At 70.7% G+C, this 15,923-nt stretch carries 14 protein-coding genes; 13 read left to right on the forward strand and 1 reads right to left on the reverse strand.

Features of this window, described 5'->3' with window-relative positions:
- The first annotated feature begins 13 nt into the window (after window positions 1–13).
- Window positions 14–370: an Rv2175c family DNA-binding protein gene (locus tag AS850_RS06490; RefSeq protein WP_236940855.1), complete on the forward strand. Its 357-nt coding sequence runs from the start codon at window positions 14–16 to the stop codon at window positions 368–370.
- A 261-nt stretch (window positions 371–631) separates the two neighbouring features.
- On the opposite strand, the gene AS850_RS06495 is transcribed toward AS850_RS06490, so the two are convergent.
- The gene (locus AS850_RS06495; protein WP_119868372.1) at window positions 632–1,753 is read right to left on the reverse strand and encodes a polyprenyl synthetase family protein; all 1,122 of its coding nucleotides are present in this window, start codon (window positions 1,751–1,753) and stop codon (window positions 632–634) included.
- Window positions 1,754–1,863: 110 nt separating this feature from the next.
- Here AS850_RS06495 and AS850_RS06500 point away from each other — a divergent pair, with 110 nt between their 5' ends.
- The 12 genes from AS850_RS06500 (at window position 1,864) to murC (ending at window position 15,922) form a co-directional block, all read left to right on the forward strand.
- Window positions 1,864–2,277 (forward strand): DUF3040 domain-containing protein, encoded by a 414-nt coding sequence (locus AS850_RS06500; protein WP_119870181.1) that lies wholly within the window; start codon window positions 1,864–1,866, stop codon window positions 2,275–2,277.
- A 249-nt stretch (window positions 2,278–2,526) separates the two neighbouring features.
- Window positions 2,527–2,958, forward strand: coding sequence for a division/cell wall cluster transcriptional repressor MraZ (mraZ, locus tag AS850_RS06505; protein WP_119868373.1), 432 nt, complete (start codon window positions 2,527–2,529; stop codon window positions 2,956–2,958).
- A gap of 101 nt (window positions 2,959–3,059) precedes the next feature.
- The gene (gene rsmH / locus AS850_RS06510) at window positions 3,060–4,013 is read left to right on the forward strand and encodes a 16S rRNA (cytosine(1402)-N(4))-methyltransferase RsmH (RefSeq protein WP_119868374.1); all 954 of its coding nucleotides are present in this window, start codon (window positions 3,060–3,062) and stop codon (window positions 4,011–4,013) included.
- The gene (locus AS850_RS06515; protein WP_119868375.1) at window positions 4,010–4,609 is read left to right on the forward strand and encodes a hypothetical protein; all 600 of its coding nucleotides are present in this window, start codon (window positions 4,010–4,012) and stop codon (window positions 4,607–4,609) included. The genes rsmH and AS850_RS06515 overlap by 4 nt, the downstream gene beginning before the upstream one ends.
- Before the next feature lie 93 nt (window positions 4,610–4,702).
- Window positions 4,703–6,484, forward strand: a complete 1,782-nt coding sequence (locus AS850_RS06520; protein WP_119868376.1) for a peptidoglycan D,D-transpeptidase FtsI family protein — start codon at window positions 4,703–4,705, stop codon at window positions 6,482–6,484.
- 46 nt (window positions 6,485–6,530) lie between these two features.
- Window positions 6,531–8,078: a Mur ligase family protein gene (locus AS850_RS06525; protein WP_119868377.1), complete on the forward strand. Its 1,548-nt coding sequence runs from the start codon at window positions 6,531–6,533 to the stop codon at window positions 8,076–8,078.
- Entirely contained in the window at window positions 8,075–9,508 is a 1,434-nt protein-coding gene (locus AS850_RS06530) for a UDP-N-acetylmuramoyl-tripeptide--D-alanyl-D-alanine ligase (protein WP_119868378.1), read from the forward strand. Before AS850_RS06525 ends, AS850_RS06530 begins: the two co-directional genes overlap by 4 nt.
- Window positions 9,505–10,599 carry a phospho-N-acetylmuramoyl-pentapeptide-transferase gene (gene mraY, locus AS850_RS06535; RefSeq protein ID WP_119868379.1) on the forward strand — a complete coding sequence of 365 codons (1,095 nt, stop codon included), beginning with the start codon at window positions 9,505–9,507 and terminating at the stop codon, window positions 10,597–10,599. The genes AS850_RS06530 and mraY overlap by 4 nt, the downstream gene beginning before the upstream one ends.
- On the forward strand, window positions 10,596–12,137 hold the full coding sequence (gene murD / locus AS850_RS06540; RefSeq protein WP_119868380.1) for a UDP-N-acetylmuramoyl-L-alanine--D-glutamate ligase: 1,542 nt from the start codon (window positions 10,596–10,598) through the stop codon (window positions 12,135–12,137). The genes mraY and murD overlap by 4 nt, the downstream gene beginning before the upstream one ends.
- A complete protein-coding gene (ftsW, locus tag AS850_RS06545; protein WP_119870182.1) occupies window positions 12,094–13,392 on the forward strand; it encodes a putative lipid II flippase FtsW in 1,299 nt (432 codons plus the stop codon). The genes murD and ftsW overlap by 44 nt, the downstream gene beginning before the upstream one ends.
- Window positions 13,389–14,495, forward strand: a complete 1,107-nt coding sequence (locus AS850_RS06550) for a UDP-N-acetylglucosamine--N-acetylmuramyl-(pentapeptide) pyrophosphoryl-undecaprenol N-acetylglucosamine transferase (RefSeq protein ID WP_119868381.1) — start codon at window positions 13,389–13,391, stop codon at window positions 14,493–14,495. Before ftsW ends, AS850_RS06550 begins: the two co-directional genes overlap by 4 nt.
- Window positions 14,492–15,922: a UDP-N-acetylmuramate--L-alanine ligase gene (gene murC / locus AS850_RS06555; protein WP_119868382.1), complete on the forward strand. Its 1,431-nt coding sequence runs from the start codon at window positions 14,492–14,494 to the stop codon at window positions 15,920–15,922. The genes AS850_RS06550 and murC overlap by 4 nt, the downstream gene beginning before the upstream one ends.
- The last annotated feature ends 1 nt before the right edge of the window (window position 15,923 follow it).

Here is a 15,923-nt window from a genome sequence, read left to right on the forward strand (position 1 = left end):
GCACAGTGGAGGAGTGACTGAGCTCTCGACGCGGCCGTGGTTCGCGAACATCTCCTGGCTGACCCTCCCCGATGCGGCCGAGCTGCTCGGCACCACCGCCAGCAGGGTCCGGCGCCTCCTCGAGGAGCGCGTCCTCCTCGCGACGCACGTCGACGGCGTCCGCAAGATCCCCGCGCAGTTCGTCGTCGACGGCGAGCCGATGCACGAGCTCCGCGGCACGCTGACCGTGCTCGCCGACAACGGTTTCACCGACGACGAGGCGCTCGACTGGCTCCTGTCCGACGAGGAGTCCCTCGGCACGAGCCCCCTCGCGGCTCTCGAGGCCGGCCGCAAGGCCGAGGTGCGCCGCGTCGCCCAGTCCCTCTTGTAGGACGCTCCGTCGGGCAGTGCGGCCGCAAGGCGGAGGAGGACGGTGATAGCGGCGCTATCGCCGACGACGACGAGGCCGCGGACGCTCCGTCGGGCAGTGCGGCCGCAAGGCGGAGGAGGACGGTGATAGCGGCGCTTTCGCCGACGACGACGAGGCCGCGGACGCTCCGTCGGGCAGTGCGGCCGCAAGGCGGAGGAGGACGGTGATAGCGGCGCTATCGCCGACGACGACAACGCCGCGGACGCGCCGCCCGACGGAGCGTCAGTAGGTGCGGCGGGTGACGGTGTCGGCGAGCTGTGACAACTGCGATCGCGCGCTCGACGCGAGCGGAGCGGACGTGATGGCCGCCTTGGCCTTCGCCACCTGGTCGGCGATCGACTCCTCGATCGCCTCGACGGCGCCGGAGTCGCGGATCGTCGCCTGCAGCATGGCGACCTGGTCGTCGTCGAGCTCGGGGTCGCCGAGCAGCTCGTCGAGCAGTCGGACGGCGTTGCCGGGCAGGGTGGCCCGGGCGGTGGCGATCAGCACGGTGCGCTTGCCCTCCCGGAGGTCGTCCCCGGACGGCTTGCCGGTGACGGAGGGGTCGCCGAAGACCCCCAGCAGGTCGTCGCGGAGCTGGTACGCGATCCCGAGGGGGAGGCCGAAGTGCCGGAGCGCGTCGAGGTGCTTCGTCGTCCCGCCGGCCATGGCCGCGCCGATCGTGAGGGGCGCCTCGACGGAGTACTTCGCCGACTTGTAGACGATGACGCGCTGCGCCCGGGTGAGGAGCTGATCGTCGTCGACGCTGCCCCACGCGTTCTCCTCGAGGATGTCGAGGAACTGGCCCGCGGTGACCTCGGTGCGCATCCGGTTGAACTCGCGCCTCGCGGCGCGGGCGGCCTCGCGGGAGGGCAGAGAGTCGAAGGCCTCGGAGATCAGCTCGTCGCTCCAGCTCAGCAGGAGGTCGCCGAAGAGGAGGGCTCCGGAGGTCCCGAAGGAGGCGGCGTCGCCGAGCCAGCCGCCGTCGCGGTGCAGTTCCTCGAAGCGTCGGTGCGCGGCGGGCATGCCGCGGCGGGTGTCCGACCTGTCCATGATGTCGTCGTGGACCAGGGCGGCGGCGTGGAAGAACTCGAGACCCGCCGACGCGGTCATCACCGCGGCGAGGCCGTCGCGGTCGGGTGCCGTCGCGAGCGGGTCGAAGGACTGCTCGAGCCCGGCCACCGACTGCCAGCCCCAGTAACAGAACAGGGCCCGGAATCTCTTGCCCCCGCGCAGCAGATCGGCCGAGAATCGCGCGAACGATTCGACGTCGGGAGCGATGGCCAGCAGCTGGGGTCGCTGCTCGCCGAGAAAGGTGTCGATCCGCTCTTGAACGACGTCTACTAACCGCGTACTCTCAGCCACGCCGCCTAGCCTATCCAGTGCTTGCGGTCGTAGTATCGGAAGCTACTCACCACGCGTGGATCCCAAGCGTGAAGGGCCCGATCAGTGGGCTGAGCCTGAAGGGAACCAAGATGCCTCTTTCCGAACAGGAGCAGCGGCTGCTCGAAGAGATGGAGCGCAGCCTCTACAACAACGACTCCGATTTCGTCACCACCATGAGCTCCGGTCGAGGACGACCGAGCTACACCATGGTGGTCCTCGGAATCCTCGGGTCGCTCGTCGGCATCGGGATCGTCATCACGGGCGTGGCTCTCCGCCAGCCCCTCATCGGGGTGGCCGGCTTCATCGTCCTCCTCGCGGGCGCCCTCTTCGCCATCGCTCCTCCCCGTCGTCGTCGTGGTCTCCTCGGCCCGGCCCCGGTCCCTCCCCGTTCCTCCACCGGCGGTGCTCCGCGGGGTCGCGGCAGGGGCGCCTCCAAGGGCGGCAGCATGATGGACCGCCTCAACGAGCGCTGGGACAAGCGGCAGGGCGGCGACGGGCGCTAGCTCGAGTTCAGCGCCACTCGCACCCACAGAGACAGGGTCGACCCTCGGGTCGGCCCTTTTTCGTGCGCTCATTCGCTCTCGGCCGTCTCTTTTCACTCCCTTTTCCTCCACCCCGCCGATCCCCGGAACGGCGGGTTTTTCTCGTCCCCGACGGCCCCCGTTCGGGGCATTTTCGTTGTTTGGTGGTGCGTTGTGGAGTAAAGTGGAGGAACAGCCACCGAGTGGGGCCGTAGTGAGCGGGGGTGCAACGTGTTCCTCGGTACATACGCGCCCCGGCTCGACGAGAAAGGGCGCATCATCCTCCCCGCGAAGTACCGTGACGAACTGGCCGCCGGCCTCGTCATGACCCGGGGCCAGGAGCGGTGCGTCTACGTCTTCAGCCAGCGCGAGTTCGAAGACCTCCACTCCCGCATCCGGCAGGCGCCCGTCACCAGCAAGCAGGCCCGCGACTACCTGCGACTGTTCCTCTCCGGCGCCTCCGACGAGATCCCCGACAAGCAGCACCGCGTGACGATCCCCGCGAACCTCCGCGAGTACGCCGGGCTCGGCCGCGACCTCACGGTGATCGGCGCCGGCAACCGCGCCGAGATCTGGGACACCGAGGCGTGGAACACCTACTACTCCGAGCAGGAGGAGTCCTTCGCAGACACCACGGAGGAGGTGATCCCCGGGCTCTTCTGACCCTCTGGCCCTGACTCCCAGCCGTCCACCCCTGGCGCACCTTCCCCGGTGCCAGGTGGGATGGATGGGGATCAGGGCCCGAGGATCCGGGCTCCGTCACCATGGCAGACGACCAGATCCACACCCCCGTCCTCCTCGATCGCTCGCTCGAGCTGCTCGAACCGGCGATCTCGCGCCCCGGCGCCGTCGTCGTCGACGCGACACTCGGCATGGGCGGACACTCCGCGGCCATGCTGCAGCGCCACCCCGAGCTCACCCTGGTCGGGCTCGACCGCGACACCGAGGCGCTGGGCATCGCGGGGGAGCGGCTCGCTTCCTTCGGCGACCGCGCGAAGCTGGTCCACACCGAGTACGACGGGATCGCCCGCGCCCTCGACTCGCTCGGCATCGACGAGGTCGACGGCGTCCTCTTCGACCTCGGCGTGTCCTCGCTCCAGCTCGATCGCGTGGAGCGCGGCTTCTCGTACTCGAAGGACGCCCCGCTCGACATGCGCATGGACCCCACGCAGGGCGTCACCGCCGAGACGGTCCTGGCCACCTACTCCGAGGCCGAGCTGCGCCGGATCTTCTACCAGTACGGCGAGGAGAAGCTCGCTCCGCGCTACGCGCGCCGGATCGTGGAGCGCCGCATCGAGACCCCCCTCGTCCGGAGCGGGCAGCTCGTCGACCTCCTCAGCGACGCGACGCCGGCGGCGCTGCAGCGAGCCGGGCATCCTGCGAAGCGCGTCTTCCAGGCCCTCCGCATCGAGGTCAACGCCGAGCTCGCCTCCCTCGAGTCGGCGCTGCCCGCGGCCCTCGACCGTCTCGCGATCGGCGGCCGGATCGTCGTGCTCGCCTACCAGTCGCTCGAGGACCGCCTCGTGAAGCGCGAGTTCGCGGCCCGGTCGCAGTCGACGGCTCCCGCCGGTCTCCCGGTCGAGCTGCCGGAGCACCGCCCCGAGTTCCGACTCCTGGTCCGCGGAGCGGAACTCGCGAGCGACGACGAGAAAGACCTGAACCCCCGAGCGAAACCCGTGCGTCTGCGCGCCGCCGAACGAATCCGGAGATCAGCATGAGCGACAACCTCGCCTACGCCCTGCCCCGTACGACGGGGCCCGACGTCCTCGGGGAGCTCGGCGGGCGCCCCGGCCCGATCGAGATCGTCACGAGCCGCAGCCAGCGCCGCGCCCGACCCCGGATCGTCTACGCTCTCGTGGCGACGGCGGCGCTCTTCGTCCTCCTGCTCACGCAGCTCGGTATCAGCATCGCCCTGAGCGACGGCGCCTACCAGATCTCCGCCCTGCAGAACACGCAGACGGAACTCGGCCGGTCCCAGCAGAAGTACTCCGAGAAGCTGCAGGTGCTCTCGTCGCCGCAGAACGTGGCCAACAACGCCGCCGCGCTCGGCATGGTGCGCAACCAGAACCCGGTCTACCTCGACCTCGCGAGCGGCGCCGTCTTCGGCACGCCGCAGGCCGCAGCACCCGAGGCCAGCGCATCGGGCAACCTGATCGCGAACAGCCTCCTGGGCGGAGTCCCCGTCGTGACGAAGAGCGCGAAGGATGCCGCGGCCGGAGCCGCTTCGTCCGCTCCGGGCGCGGCAGCACCGAAATCGACCGGCACCTCGGTACCGTCGACAACGAACCAGCTGGCGGCTCCCGAGACCCGCTAGCGGCGTCCGCGCGAGGGCATCGAGACCGCCCGGCGAACGTCAGCCGTCGAATGCCCGCCCCAGCCCGTCGGGGCGCGCAGTGAGGAACCTCTCGTGAGACCAACCGCTTCCGCCGCCGTCCGGGCCCGTCGCCGACGCGTGTCGATCACGGCCATCGCGATCTTCGCGCTCGTCGCCGTGTTCGTCGTGCGACTCGTCGACATCCAGGTCGTGCAGGCGCAGTCGCTCAACACCGACGCCGTCGGCAAGAGGTCGATCTCGACGACGGTGTACGGCGACCGGGGCGATATCGTCGACGCGAACGGCAAGGTGCTCGCCGGAACGGTCCTCCGCTACGACATCACGGCGGCGCCGCGCTTCGCGACGGGGTACTCGACGATCGACCCGAAGACGAAGAAGAAGACCACCTACTCGCTCGAGCAGACCGTCGCGCAGATCGCGAGGGCCACGCACTCCGACGCCGGGTCGCTGATGAAGAAGCTGAAGGCGAACCCGGACTCCGACTACGCCCTCCTCGTGCGCGCCGTCGACATCGACGCGTACGACGCGATCGTGAAACTCGGCATCTCCTGGATCTACCCGCAGCGCGTCACGTCGCGCACCTATCCGGCGGGAGCCGTCGCGGGCAACCTCGTCGGCTTCGTCGGCACGGAGGGCGCGCAGGCGGGGCTCGAGTACGCCTACGACTCCTGCCTGGCCGGGACGAACGGCTCCGAGACCTACGAGCGCGGTGCCGACGGGGTCAAGCTCCCGGGGAGCACGACGACGACGAAGAGGTCCGTCGCGGGAGGGACCCTCGAGACGACGATCGACTCCGACCTCCAATACCAGGTCCAGCAGGATCTCGACGAGCAGGTCAAGGCTCTCGGGGCGACCTCGGGCACCGTCGTGGTCATGAAGGCCTCCGACGCCTCGCTCCTGGCCGTCGCCGACTCCGACACCGTCGATCCGAACGACGTCGGCGCGACGCCCGCGGCCGACCGCTTCTCGAAGGCGTTCACCGACAGCTACGAGCCCGGCTCGACCTTCAAGGCGATGGTCGCCGCGGCCGCCATCGACAAGGGCGTGGCGAGCACGGGCACGAAGGAGAGCGTCGCCGACTCCCGCACCTTCCCGTGGGGCGGTCGCATCGGCGACGCGGAGTCGCACCCGGTCGAGAACCTCACGCTCGCGGGCATCCTGGCGAACTCGTCGAACGTCGGCATCTCGCAGGTCGGCGAGCTCCTGTCGAAGCAGACGCGCTACGACTACATGAAGAAGTTCGGCCTGGGCACGCAGACCGAGGTGAAGTTCCCCGGCGAGTCGAACGGCCAGCTGGGCACGCCGCAGTCGTGGGATCAGCAGACGAACATCAACAGCATGTTCGGCCAGGGCGTCGGAGCGACGGCGATCCAGACCGCGAGCATCTACCAGACCCTGGCCAACGGCGGGGTCAGGATGCCCGTCAAGCTGGTCAAGGGCTGCCGCCAGGCCGACGGCACCCTGACCGACGTCCCCTCCTCGACCGGCACGAGGGTCGTCTCCCCGCAGGCGGCGACGGACGTCGTCCACATGCTCGAGAACACGATCCCGGACGGCACCCTCAAGGGCATGCAGCCGATCTCCGGCTACAACGTCGCCGCCAAGACGGGCACGGCCCAGATCGCCGACGCGCCCGGGGGCGGCTACGGCAGCGACTACATCATCTCCGTGGCGGGCGTCGCTCCGGCGGAGAATCCGCAGTACGTGGTTCTCGTGACGTTCACGAAGCCGACTACGCTGAAGACTTCGTTCGCGGCGGCTCCGGCCTTCCGCGAGATAATGTCCCAGGTCCTGGAGACGTACCGGGTGAAGCCGTCGACGACGGCACCGACCCACCTGCCCGACACGTGGTGAGCAGTCCCGCTCCCGCCCGACCAGCCTGGTTAGAAATGAGGATTCTTTGAGTGCCCGGATCCCCCCGGTCCTTCGTCCGGAACATCCCTCGGCGAGATCGCTCGGCCAACTCGCCAGCGAGTTCGGCCTCGAGCACATCGGCTCGCTCGACGGCATCGAGATCACGGGCGTCACGCTCTCCACGGGAGACCTGCACCCCGGCGACCTCTACGTCGGCGTCCCGGGCGCGAACCGCCACGGCGCCGAGTTCGCCGCCCAGGCTCGCGAGGGCGGCGCCGTCGCGCTCCTGACCGACCGCCGCGGCGCCGAGATCGCAAAGGGCTCCGGCCTGCCGGTCGTCCTCGTCGACTCGCCGCGCGCCGCCCTCGGCGACGTGTCCGCGTGGGTCTACCGCACGGGCGAGCACGGCCCCCTCCTCTTCGCGGTCACCGGCACCAACGGCAAGACCTCGACCTCGTACCTCCTCGAGGGCATCCTCAAGCAGCTCGGCCTCGTGACGGGGCTGTCGTCCACCGCGGAGCGCCACATCGGCGATCTCACCGTCGTCTCCCGTCTCACGACGCCGGAGGCCAGCGAGATGCACGCCCTCCTCGCGCGCATGCGCGAGAGCGAGGTGCGCGCCGTCGCCGTCGAGGTGAGCGCCCAGGCGCTCAGCCGCAACCGCGTCGACGGACTCGTCTTCGACGTGGCGGGGTTCACGAACCTCAGCCACGACCACCTCGACGACTACCGCGACATGGAGGAGTACTTCCAGGCGAAGCTCCCGCTCTTCCAGCCCGACCGCGCCAAGCGCGCCGTCGTCTCGCTAGACTCGCCCTACGGCGAGCGCGTCGTGGAGGCGAGCCGCGTCCCCGTGACGACCATCTCGATCCTGCCCGACGTCGACGCGGACTGGAAGGTCGAGCTGCTCGACGAGCAGGCCGCGTACACCGAGTTCCGGCTCGCGGGGCCCGAGGGGCGCACCCTCACGACGCGGGTCCCGATGATCGGCTGGCACATGGCGGCCGATGCGGCCCTCGCCATCGTGATGATGGTCGAGGCCGGTTTCGAGCTCGAGGCGATCGGCCAGGCGCTCGATTCCGACGGCGGGATCGTCGCCTACCTGCCGGGACGCACCGAGCGGGTCTCGGGCGAGCGCGGGCCGAGCGTCTTCGTCGACTTCGGCCACAGCCCCGACGCCTTCCTGAACACCCTGGGCGCCGTCCGGCGCTTCACGCCGGGCAAGGTCATCATGCTCTTCGGCGCCGACGGCGACCGCGACACGACGAAGCGCCCCGAGATGGCTCGGGTCGCCGCGGCCGGATCGGACATCCTCGTGGTCACCGACCACCACCCGCGTTTCGAGGATCCCGACGCGATCCGGAAGACGCTCGTCGACGCCGCTCGCGAGGCCTACCCGGATCGCGAGATCCACGAGGTGAGCCCGCCCGAGGCGGCCATCCGCAAGGCCGTATCGCTCGCGGGCGAGGGCGACTCGATCCTCTGGGCCGGCCCGGGGCACCAGGACTACCGCGACATCCGCGGCGTCCGCACGCCCTACTCGGCGCGCGAGGAAGCCCGCGACGCCCTGCGCGAGGCCGGGTGGGCCGAGTGATCGCGCTCACGCTGGCCGAGGTCGCCGACGTCGTCGGCGGCCGGCTCCTGCTCTCCGACCCGTCCCTTCCGACCGACGTCGTCTCGGGGTCCGTCGAGACCGACTCCCGGCTCGTCCGCGAGGGCTCCGTCTTCTTCGCCCTGCCCGGCGAGGTCACCGACGGACACGTCTTCGTGCCGTCCGCCATCTCGAACGGCGCGGCGCTCGTCGTCGCCGAGCGCGAGCCCGACGCCGGGACGACCGTCCCGGTGATCGTCGTCGAGAACGGCGTCGACGCGCTGGCCGCGCTCGCCACGGCCGTCGTCGAGCGCGTGCGCTCCTCGACCCCGGAGGGCGGCGAGGGCAGGATGCGCGTGGTCGGCATCACCGGCTCCAACGGCAAGACGAGCACCAAGAACATGCTCCGCGCGATCCTCTCCGACGTCGGCCCCACGGTCGCCCCCGAGGGCTCGTTCAACAACCACGTCGGCGCTCCGATCTCGATGCTGCGGATCGACGACGCCACGAAGTACCTCGTAGTCGAGATGGGCGCGTCGGGCTCCGGCGAGATCGCGCGTCTCGTGCGGGTCGCCCGACCCGACACGGGTGTCGTGCTCAAGGTCGGGCTCGCCCACGCCGGCGAGTTCGGCGGAATCGAGAAGACGCGCGAGGCGAAGGCGGAGATGGTCACAGACCTCCCCGAGTCCGACACCGCGATCCTCAACGTCGACGACTTCCGCGTCGCCTCTATGCGTGACGACACCCGGGCGCGCGTCGTGACCTTCGGGTTCGGCGACGAGGCCGACTACCGGGCCGAGGACATCGACGTGACCGCCTCGGGCACGTCGTTCACGCTGCACGCACCGTCCGGCCTCACCCGCCGCGTCGCGCTGCGCATCCTGGGCGAGCACCACGTCATGAACGCCCTCGCCGCCCTCGCGGTGACGGGGGAGTGGGGTCTCGACCTCGACCGCGCCGCCACCGTCCTCGAGAGCGTCACGCGCGCCGAGCGCTGGCGGATGGAGGTCCTCGACGCGGGCGACGGCGTCACCGTCATCAACGACGCCTACAACGCGAGCCCCGACAGCGTCGCCGCGGCGCTCAAGACCCTCGCGCAGGTGGTCGGCCCCGACCAGCGCTCCGTCGCGGTCCTCGGCGAGATGGCCGAGCTCGGCGAGTTCGCCCTCGAGGAGCACGACCGGATCGGCCGCCTCGTGGTCCGCCTCAACATCCACAAGCTCGTCGTCGTCGGCGACGCCGCCCGTCACATCCACATGGCGGCGGGGCTCGAAGGATCGTGGGACGGCGAGTCCGTCCTCGTCCCCGACATCGACGCCGCGTACGATGCGCTCACGTCCGATCGTCGAGAGGGAGACGTGGTCCTGGTCAAGTCGTCGAAGTCCGCGGGCCTGCGGTTCCTCGGCGACCGCCTCGCGGGGGTGACGGAGTGATCGCGCTGCTCGTCGGCGGCGCCGTGTCGCTCGTCTTCACGCTCCTGCTGACGCCCGCGTTCATCCGGCTGTTCCACCGCCTCGGCTGGGGGCAGTTCATCCGGTCCGACGGGCCGCAGTCGCACCACACCAAGCGCGGCACGGCGACGATGGGCGGCATCGTCCTCATCATCGGCTCCGTGCTCGGCTACTTCGTCGGGCACGTCGTCGGGCGCGACCACCTGACGGCGAGCGGCCTCCTCGTCCTGCTGATGATGGTGGGGCTCGGATTCGTCGGCTTCCTCGACGATTTCGCCAAGGTCCGCAACCAGCGGAGTCTCGGCCTGACGGGCTGGGCCAAGATCCTCGGCCAGGTCATCGTGGCCGTCGTCTTCGCCGTGCTGGCCCTGACGATCCCGGACCGTGCCGGGCAGACCGCCGCGTCGTCGATGATCTCGGGCGTACGCGACATCACCTGGCTCGACCTGGCGATCTTCGGACCCATCGTGGGGGTCGTCCTGTTCGCGATCTGGACCATCATGATCACGACGTCGGCGTCGAACGCGGTCAACGTGGCGGACGGCCTCGACGGCCTCGCCGCGGGAGCCTCGATCCTGGCCATGGCCTCGTACATCTTCATCGGCTTCTGGAAGAACAACCAGATGTGCGGCAGCGCCCGGGCCGTGGCGAACGCCTGCTACACGACCACCAATCCGCTCGACCTCGCGGTCGTCGCCGCGTGCATCTCCGGCGGCCTGATCGGCTTCCTCTGGTGGAACACCTCGCCGGCGCAGATCTTCCTCGGCGACACCGGTTCGCTCGGCCTCGGCGGGGCTCTGGCCGCGCTGGCCATCCTGAGCCGCACCGAGCTGCTCCTCATCCTGATCGGCGGGCTCTTCCTGGTCGTCACCGGCTCCGTCATCCTGCAGCGCGCCTATTTCAAGATCACGCACGGGAAGCGCATCTTCCTGATGAGCCCCCTCCACCACCACTTCGAGCTCAAGGGCTGGGCCGAGGTGACGGTCGTGGTCCGCTTCTGGATCATCGCTGGGCTCTTCGTCGCCGCCGGCGTGGGCTTCTTCTACCTCGAGTGGATCAGCCAGGTCCCGTGACCGAGCGCCTCGACTCCCTGACCAGCTGGCACGCCGACTGGCGCGGCCTCCGCACGGCCGTCCTCGGCCTCGGCGTGAGCGGCTTCTCGACGGCCGACACGCTCGCGGAACTCGGCGCCGACGTGCTCGTCGTCGCCCCCGACGTCTCGTCCGGAGCCACGGCCGAGCGCGCCGAACTCCTCCCGCTCATCGGCGCGCGCCTCATCGTCGAGAGCGACCTCGACACGCCCCCCGACGCCCTCGTCGCCTTCGATCCGGAGGTCGTCGTCGTGAGCCCCGGCTTCGCGCCGCACCACCCGCTCGTCCGCTGGGCGGTCGAGTCCGGAGCCGCCGTGTGGGGCGACGTCGAACTCGCCTGGCGCGTCCGCGACAAGACCGAGCGCGTCGCGGACTGGCTCCTCGTCACGGGGACGAACGGCAAGACCACCACGACCCAGCTCGCCGCGGCCATGGTCGCCGCAGACGGCCGCTCGGTCGCCGCCTGCGGCAACATCGGCCTTCCGGTGCTCGACGCCGTGCGGGAGCCCGAGGGCTTCGACGTGTTCGTCGTGGAGCTGTCGAGCCACCAGCTGCACTACCTTCCGATCGAGGGGCCGGGTGCCCTGCATCCTGCCGCGAGCGTCTGCCTCAACGTCGAGAACGACCACCTCGAGTGGCACGGCGGCCTGGACGCCTACCGCGCCGCCAAGGGGCGCGTCTACGCGAACACGCGCATCGCCTGCGTCTACAACCGGCAGGATGCGACGACCAGGCTCCTGGTCGAGGAGGCCGACGTCGAAGAGGGCTGCCGCGCCGTCGGATTCGGTGTCGACGCCCCGCCGATCAGCGATTTCGGCGTCGTCGAGGGGCTTCTCGTCGACCGCGCCTTCCTCGCCGAGCGCCGGACCCGGGCGCTCGAGCTGACGACGGTCGCCACCCTGACGGAGTCGGGACTCGGCGCCCCGCACCTCGTGGCCGACGTCCTCGCGGCGGCGGCCCTGGTCCGCGCCGTCGACGTCGAGGCCGACTCGATCCACCTCGCGGTCTCGGCGTTCCGCGCCGACCACCACCGTTCCGAGCGGGTCGCCGAGCGCGACGGGATCGCCTGGATCGACGACTCCAAGGCGACCAACCCGCACGCGGCCCGCGCCTCGCTGACCGCCGGCGCACCCGTCGTCTGGATCGTCGGCGGGCTCTTCAAGGGCGTCGACGTCGGTCCGCTCGTCCGCGACGACACGGCGGGCGTCAAGGCGGCCGTGCTGATCGGAGCCGACCGGCGGATGCTCAGGGAGGCCTTCGAGCGACACGCGCCCGGCATACCCGTGTTCGAGGTCGACGAGCCCGACACTGAGAGGGTGATGCCGCGGGCTGTGCAGCTCGCAGCCTCGGTCGCCGAGACGGGAGACACCGTCCTCCTCGCGCCGGCCGCGGCATCCTTCGATCAGTTCGCCGACTACTCCGCCCGGGGCGATGCCTTCGCCCGGGCGGTGCACGACCACCTGGGAGGTGACGCCGATGGCCTTCACTCCATCGAGCCTCCCGCGCCGCCTGCGGGCTAAGGCCGGTTCCCTGCGGACCGCCTCCCGCGAGCAGGGCGCGGCCGACACCCCGGGGGAGCACGACTCCCGGGCCGCGGGAGCGGTGGTCCGGGTCAAGAGGCTGTTCGCGGCCGAGACGTCGACCTTCTTCGTCATCCTCGGCACGACGCTCTTCCTCGTCGTCTTCGGCCTCGTGATGGTGCTGTCGTCGTCGAGCGTCGAGCAGTACGTGGCGACCCACGACTTCTTCGGCGCCTTCCTCCGACAGGGCATCTTCGCCGCGATCGGGGTGCCGCTGATGCTCATCGCCTCGCGGATCTCGATCGCCACCTGGAAGCGGCGGGCCTGGGCGATCCTCGGCACGGCCATCGTCCTGCAGCTCCTGGTCTTCTCGCCGCTCGGCGTGACGATCGGCGGAAACCGCAACTGGATCCACATCGGCTCGTTCAGCGCGCAGCCCTCCGAGGGCCTGAAGCTCGCGCTGGCCGTCTGGCTCGGCATGATCCTCGTGAAGAAGGGCGACAAGCTCGACGACTGGCGACAGGTCGCCGTGCCGCTCGTCCCGGTCGTGGTCGTGGCGCTGGGCCTCGTCGTCCGCGGCGGCGACCTCGGTACGACGATCATCATGCTCCTGCTGGTGTTCGCCGCCGTCTTCTTCGCCGGCCTCAAGATGCGCTTCTTCCTCGCGCCCCTCGCCGTCATGGCCGTGGCGATCCCGATCATCACGATGAGCGCCTCGTCGCGCACCTCGCGGATCTCCGCGTGGCTGGCCGGCTGCCAGGGCAGCGACTCCTACCAGAGCACCTGCTGGCAGACCACTCACGGGCTCTGGGCCCTCGCGTCCGGAGGGGTCTTCGGAGTGGGACTCGGCAACTCCAAGGCCAAGTGGTCGTGGCTGCCCGAGGCCGACAACGACTTCATCTTCGCGATCGTCGGCGAGGAGCTCGGGCTCATCGGGGCCATCGTCGTGCTCGGCCTCTTCATCGTGCTCGCCGTGTCGTTCGTCAAGATCATCCGTCGCTCCGACGACGCCTTCGTCCGCATCACGACCGGCGCGATCATGACCTGGATCATCGGCCAGGCGCTCGTCAACATCGCCGTGGTCCTCGGCCTCCTGCCCGTCCTCGGGGTGCCTCTCCCGCTCATCAGCGCGGGCGGATCCTCGCTCATCTTCACCCTCATCGGCATCGGGGTCGTCCTGTCGTTCGTGCGCCAGCACGCCGCCGACGAGTCACCGGCGCGGGTCGTCCGCGAGCGGGTAGGGTCTCTCCGGTGACGACGTACCTCCTCGCCGGCGGCGGCACCGCCGGGCACGTGAACCCGCTGCTCGCGACGGCCGATCGGCTCCGTCGCCGCGACCCCGGCGCCGTGATCCTCGTCCTCGGCACGGCCGAGGGCCTCGAGGCCCGCCTGGTCCCGGCGCGCGGCTACGAGCTCCTCACCGTTCCGCGCCTGCCCTTCCCTCGACGCCCCAACGCGCAGGCCCTCCGCTTCCCGCAGCGCATCGCGGGGTCGGTGCGGGGTGTGCGGAAGCAGCTGGCCGACCGCTCGGTCGACGTCGTGGTGGGGTTCGGCGGCTACGCCGCGGCTCCCGCCTATCTCGCCGCCTGGCGCTCGAAGGTGCCGATCGTCGTGCACGAGGCCAACGCGAAGCCCGGCATCGCCAACGTGCTGGGATCGTTCCTTACTCGCCACGTCGGCGTCGTCTTCGCCTCCACGAAGCTGCGGCACTCGCGGCAGGTGGGGATGCCCCTCCGCGACGAGATCGAGAACCTCGACCGGCGGTCGACGCAGTCCGAGGCGCTGCAGTTCTTCGGGCTCGACCCGGCCAAGCCGACCCTCCTCGTGACGGGGGGATCGACCGGTGCGAAGCGTCTCAACGAGACCGTGTCGCGTGCGGCCGACGTCGTGCTCGGCGCCGGCTGGCAGATCCTGCACATCACGGGCGAGAAGTCCGACCTGGCGGCGCCTCCGCAGGCCGACTACCACCTCGTCCGCTACTGCGACCGGATGGACCTCGCCCTGGCCGCGGCCGACTTCGTCGTGTCCCGCTCCGGGTCGGCGACGGTGAGCGAGCTCACCGCGCTCGGTCTCCCGGCCGTCCTGATCCCCTATCCCGTCGGCAACGGCGAGCAGCGCTTCAACGCCTCCGACGTCGTCGCGGCCGGAGGCGCGGAGCTCGTCGACGACGCCGCGTTCACCCCGTCGTGGGTCCGGTCGCGCCTGGTGCCCCTGCTCCTCGATCGCGCCCGCATCGCCGACATGGCGGCCCGCTCGGCCTCGGTGGGCGTGCGCGACGGCGCCGACCGCACGGTCGACCTCGTCCTCGAGGCCGCCGCTCCCACGACCACCCACGAAAGCATCGGCCGTCCCTCATGATCAAGCCCGATCTCACCCAGCCCCTTCCCGACGAGCTCGGTCGCGTCCACTTCGTCGGCATCGGCGGCTCCGGCATGAGCGGGATCGCCCGCGTCTTCCTCGCCGCGGGTCAGCGCGTCACAGGCTCCGACGTCCGCGACAGCGACAACGTCCAGGCGCTCCGCGAGCTCGGCGCCGACATCGCCATCGGACACGACGCGGCCAACGTCCGCGACGCCGACACGCTGGTGGTCACGGGCGCCCTCTGGCAGGACAACCCCGAGTACGTCTACGCGCTCGAGCACGGCCTCACCGTCCTGCACCGCTCGCAGGCCCTCGCCTGGCTCATCGCGGGGCAGAGACTGGTCTCGGTCGCCGGAGCCCACGGCAAGACGACCTCGACGGGCATGGTGGTCACGGCCCTCCTCGACGCCTCCCGCGACCCGAGCTTCGTCAACGGCGGCGTCATCCAGTCCCTCGGCGTGAGCGCGAAGGGCGGTTCCGACGACCTCTTCGTCATCGAGGCCGACGAGTCCGACGGCTCGTTCCTCCTCTACGACACCTCCATCGCCCTGATCACGAACGTCGACGCCGACCACCTCGACCACTACGGGTCGCGCGAGGCCTTCGACCGGGCCTTCGTCGACTTCGCCTCCGGCGCGAGCGAGTTCGTCGCCATCTCGAGCGACGACCCGGGCGCGGTCGCCGTCACGGCGTCGCTCGACCCGGCGAAGGTCGTCACCTTCGGCGAGGCGGAGGGGGCCGACGCCCGCGTCTCGGACGTCACGACCTCCGGCCCCGTCGCCTTCACCCTCACCCACTCGGGCGTCAGCCGCCGTATCCAGCTCGCCGTCGCCGGGCGTCACAACGCCCTCAACGCCGCCGGCGCCTACGTCGTGCTGACCGGCCTCGGCCTCACCCCCGAGGAGGCCGTCGCCGGCCTCGAGCTCTTCGGCGGCACCGTGCGTCGCTTCGAGCTCCACGGCATCGCGCGCGGCGTCAGCGTCTACGACGACTACGCCCACCACCCGACGGAGGTGCTCGCCGCCCTCGAGGGAGCGCGGAGCGTCGTCGGCGAGGGGCGGCTCATCGCCGTCCACCAGCCGCACCTCTACAGCCGCACGCAGCTCATGGCGGGCGAGTTCGCCGACGCCTACGAGTCGCTCGCCGATCACACGGTCGTGCTCGACGTCTACGGCGCCCGCGAAGATCCGGTGCCCGGCGTCACCGGCGCGCTCGTCTCCGAGCGCTTCCACGACCCGTCCCGCGTCGACTACGTGCCCGACTGGCAGGAGGCGGCCGACCGGGTCGCCGAGATCGCCCGCGACGGCGACTTCGTCATCACGCTCGGCTGCGGGGACGTCTACCGGATCGTTCCGCAGCTCCTCGGCAGCCTCGAGAGGACGACGGCCGCGCCCGCCCCGACCGTCGCGGACCCCAGGCCCTGAA

The organism is Frondihabitans sp. 762G35, from assembly GCF_002074055.1.
Lineage (GTDB): Bacteria > Actinomycetota > Actinomycetes > Actinomycetales > Microbacteriaceae > Frondihabitans.

Bases quoted from the DNA above. Each gene is read 5' to 3' on its own strand.
- AS850_RS06500 (WP_119870181.1), top strand. From the start codon at position 1,864: ATGCCTCTTTCCGAACAGGAGCAGCGGCTGCTCGAAGAGATGGAGCGC.
- rsmH (WP_119868374.1), top strand. From the start codon at position 3,060: ATGGCAGACGACCAGATCCACACCCCCGTCCTCCTCGATCGCTCGCTC.
- AS850_RS06515 (WP_119868375.1), top strand. From the start codon at position 4,010: ATGAGCGACAACCTCGCCTACGCCCTGCCCCGTACGACGGGGCCCGAC.
- ftsW (WP_119870182.1), top strand. From the start codon at position 12,094: ATGGCCTTCACTCCATCGAGCCTCCCGCGCCGCCTGCGGGCTAAGGCC.
- murC (WP_119868382.1), top strand. From the start codon at position 14,492: ATGATCAAGCCCGATCTCACCCAGCCCCTTCCCGACGAGCTCGGTCGC.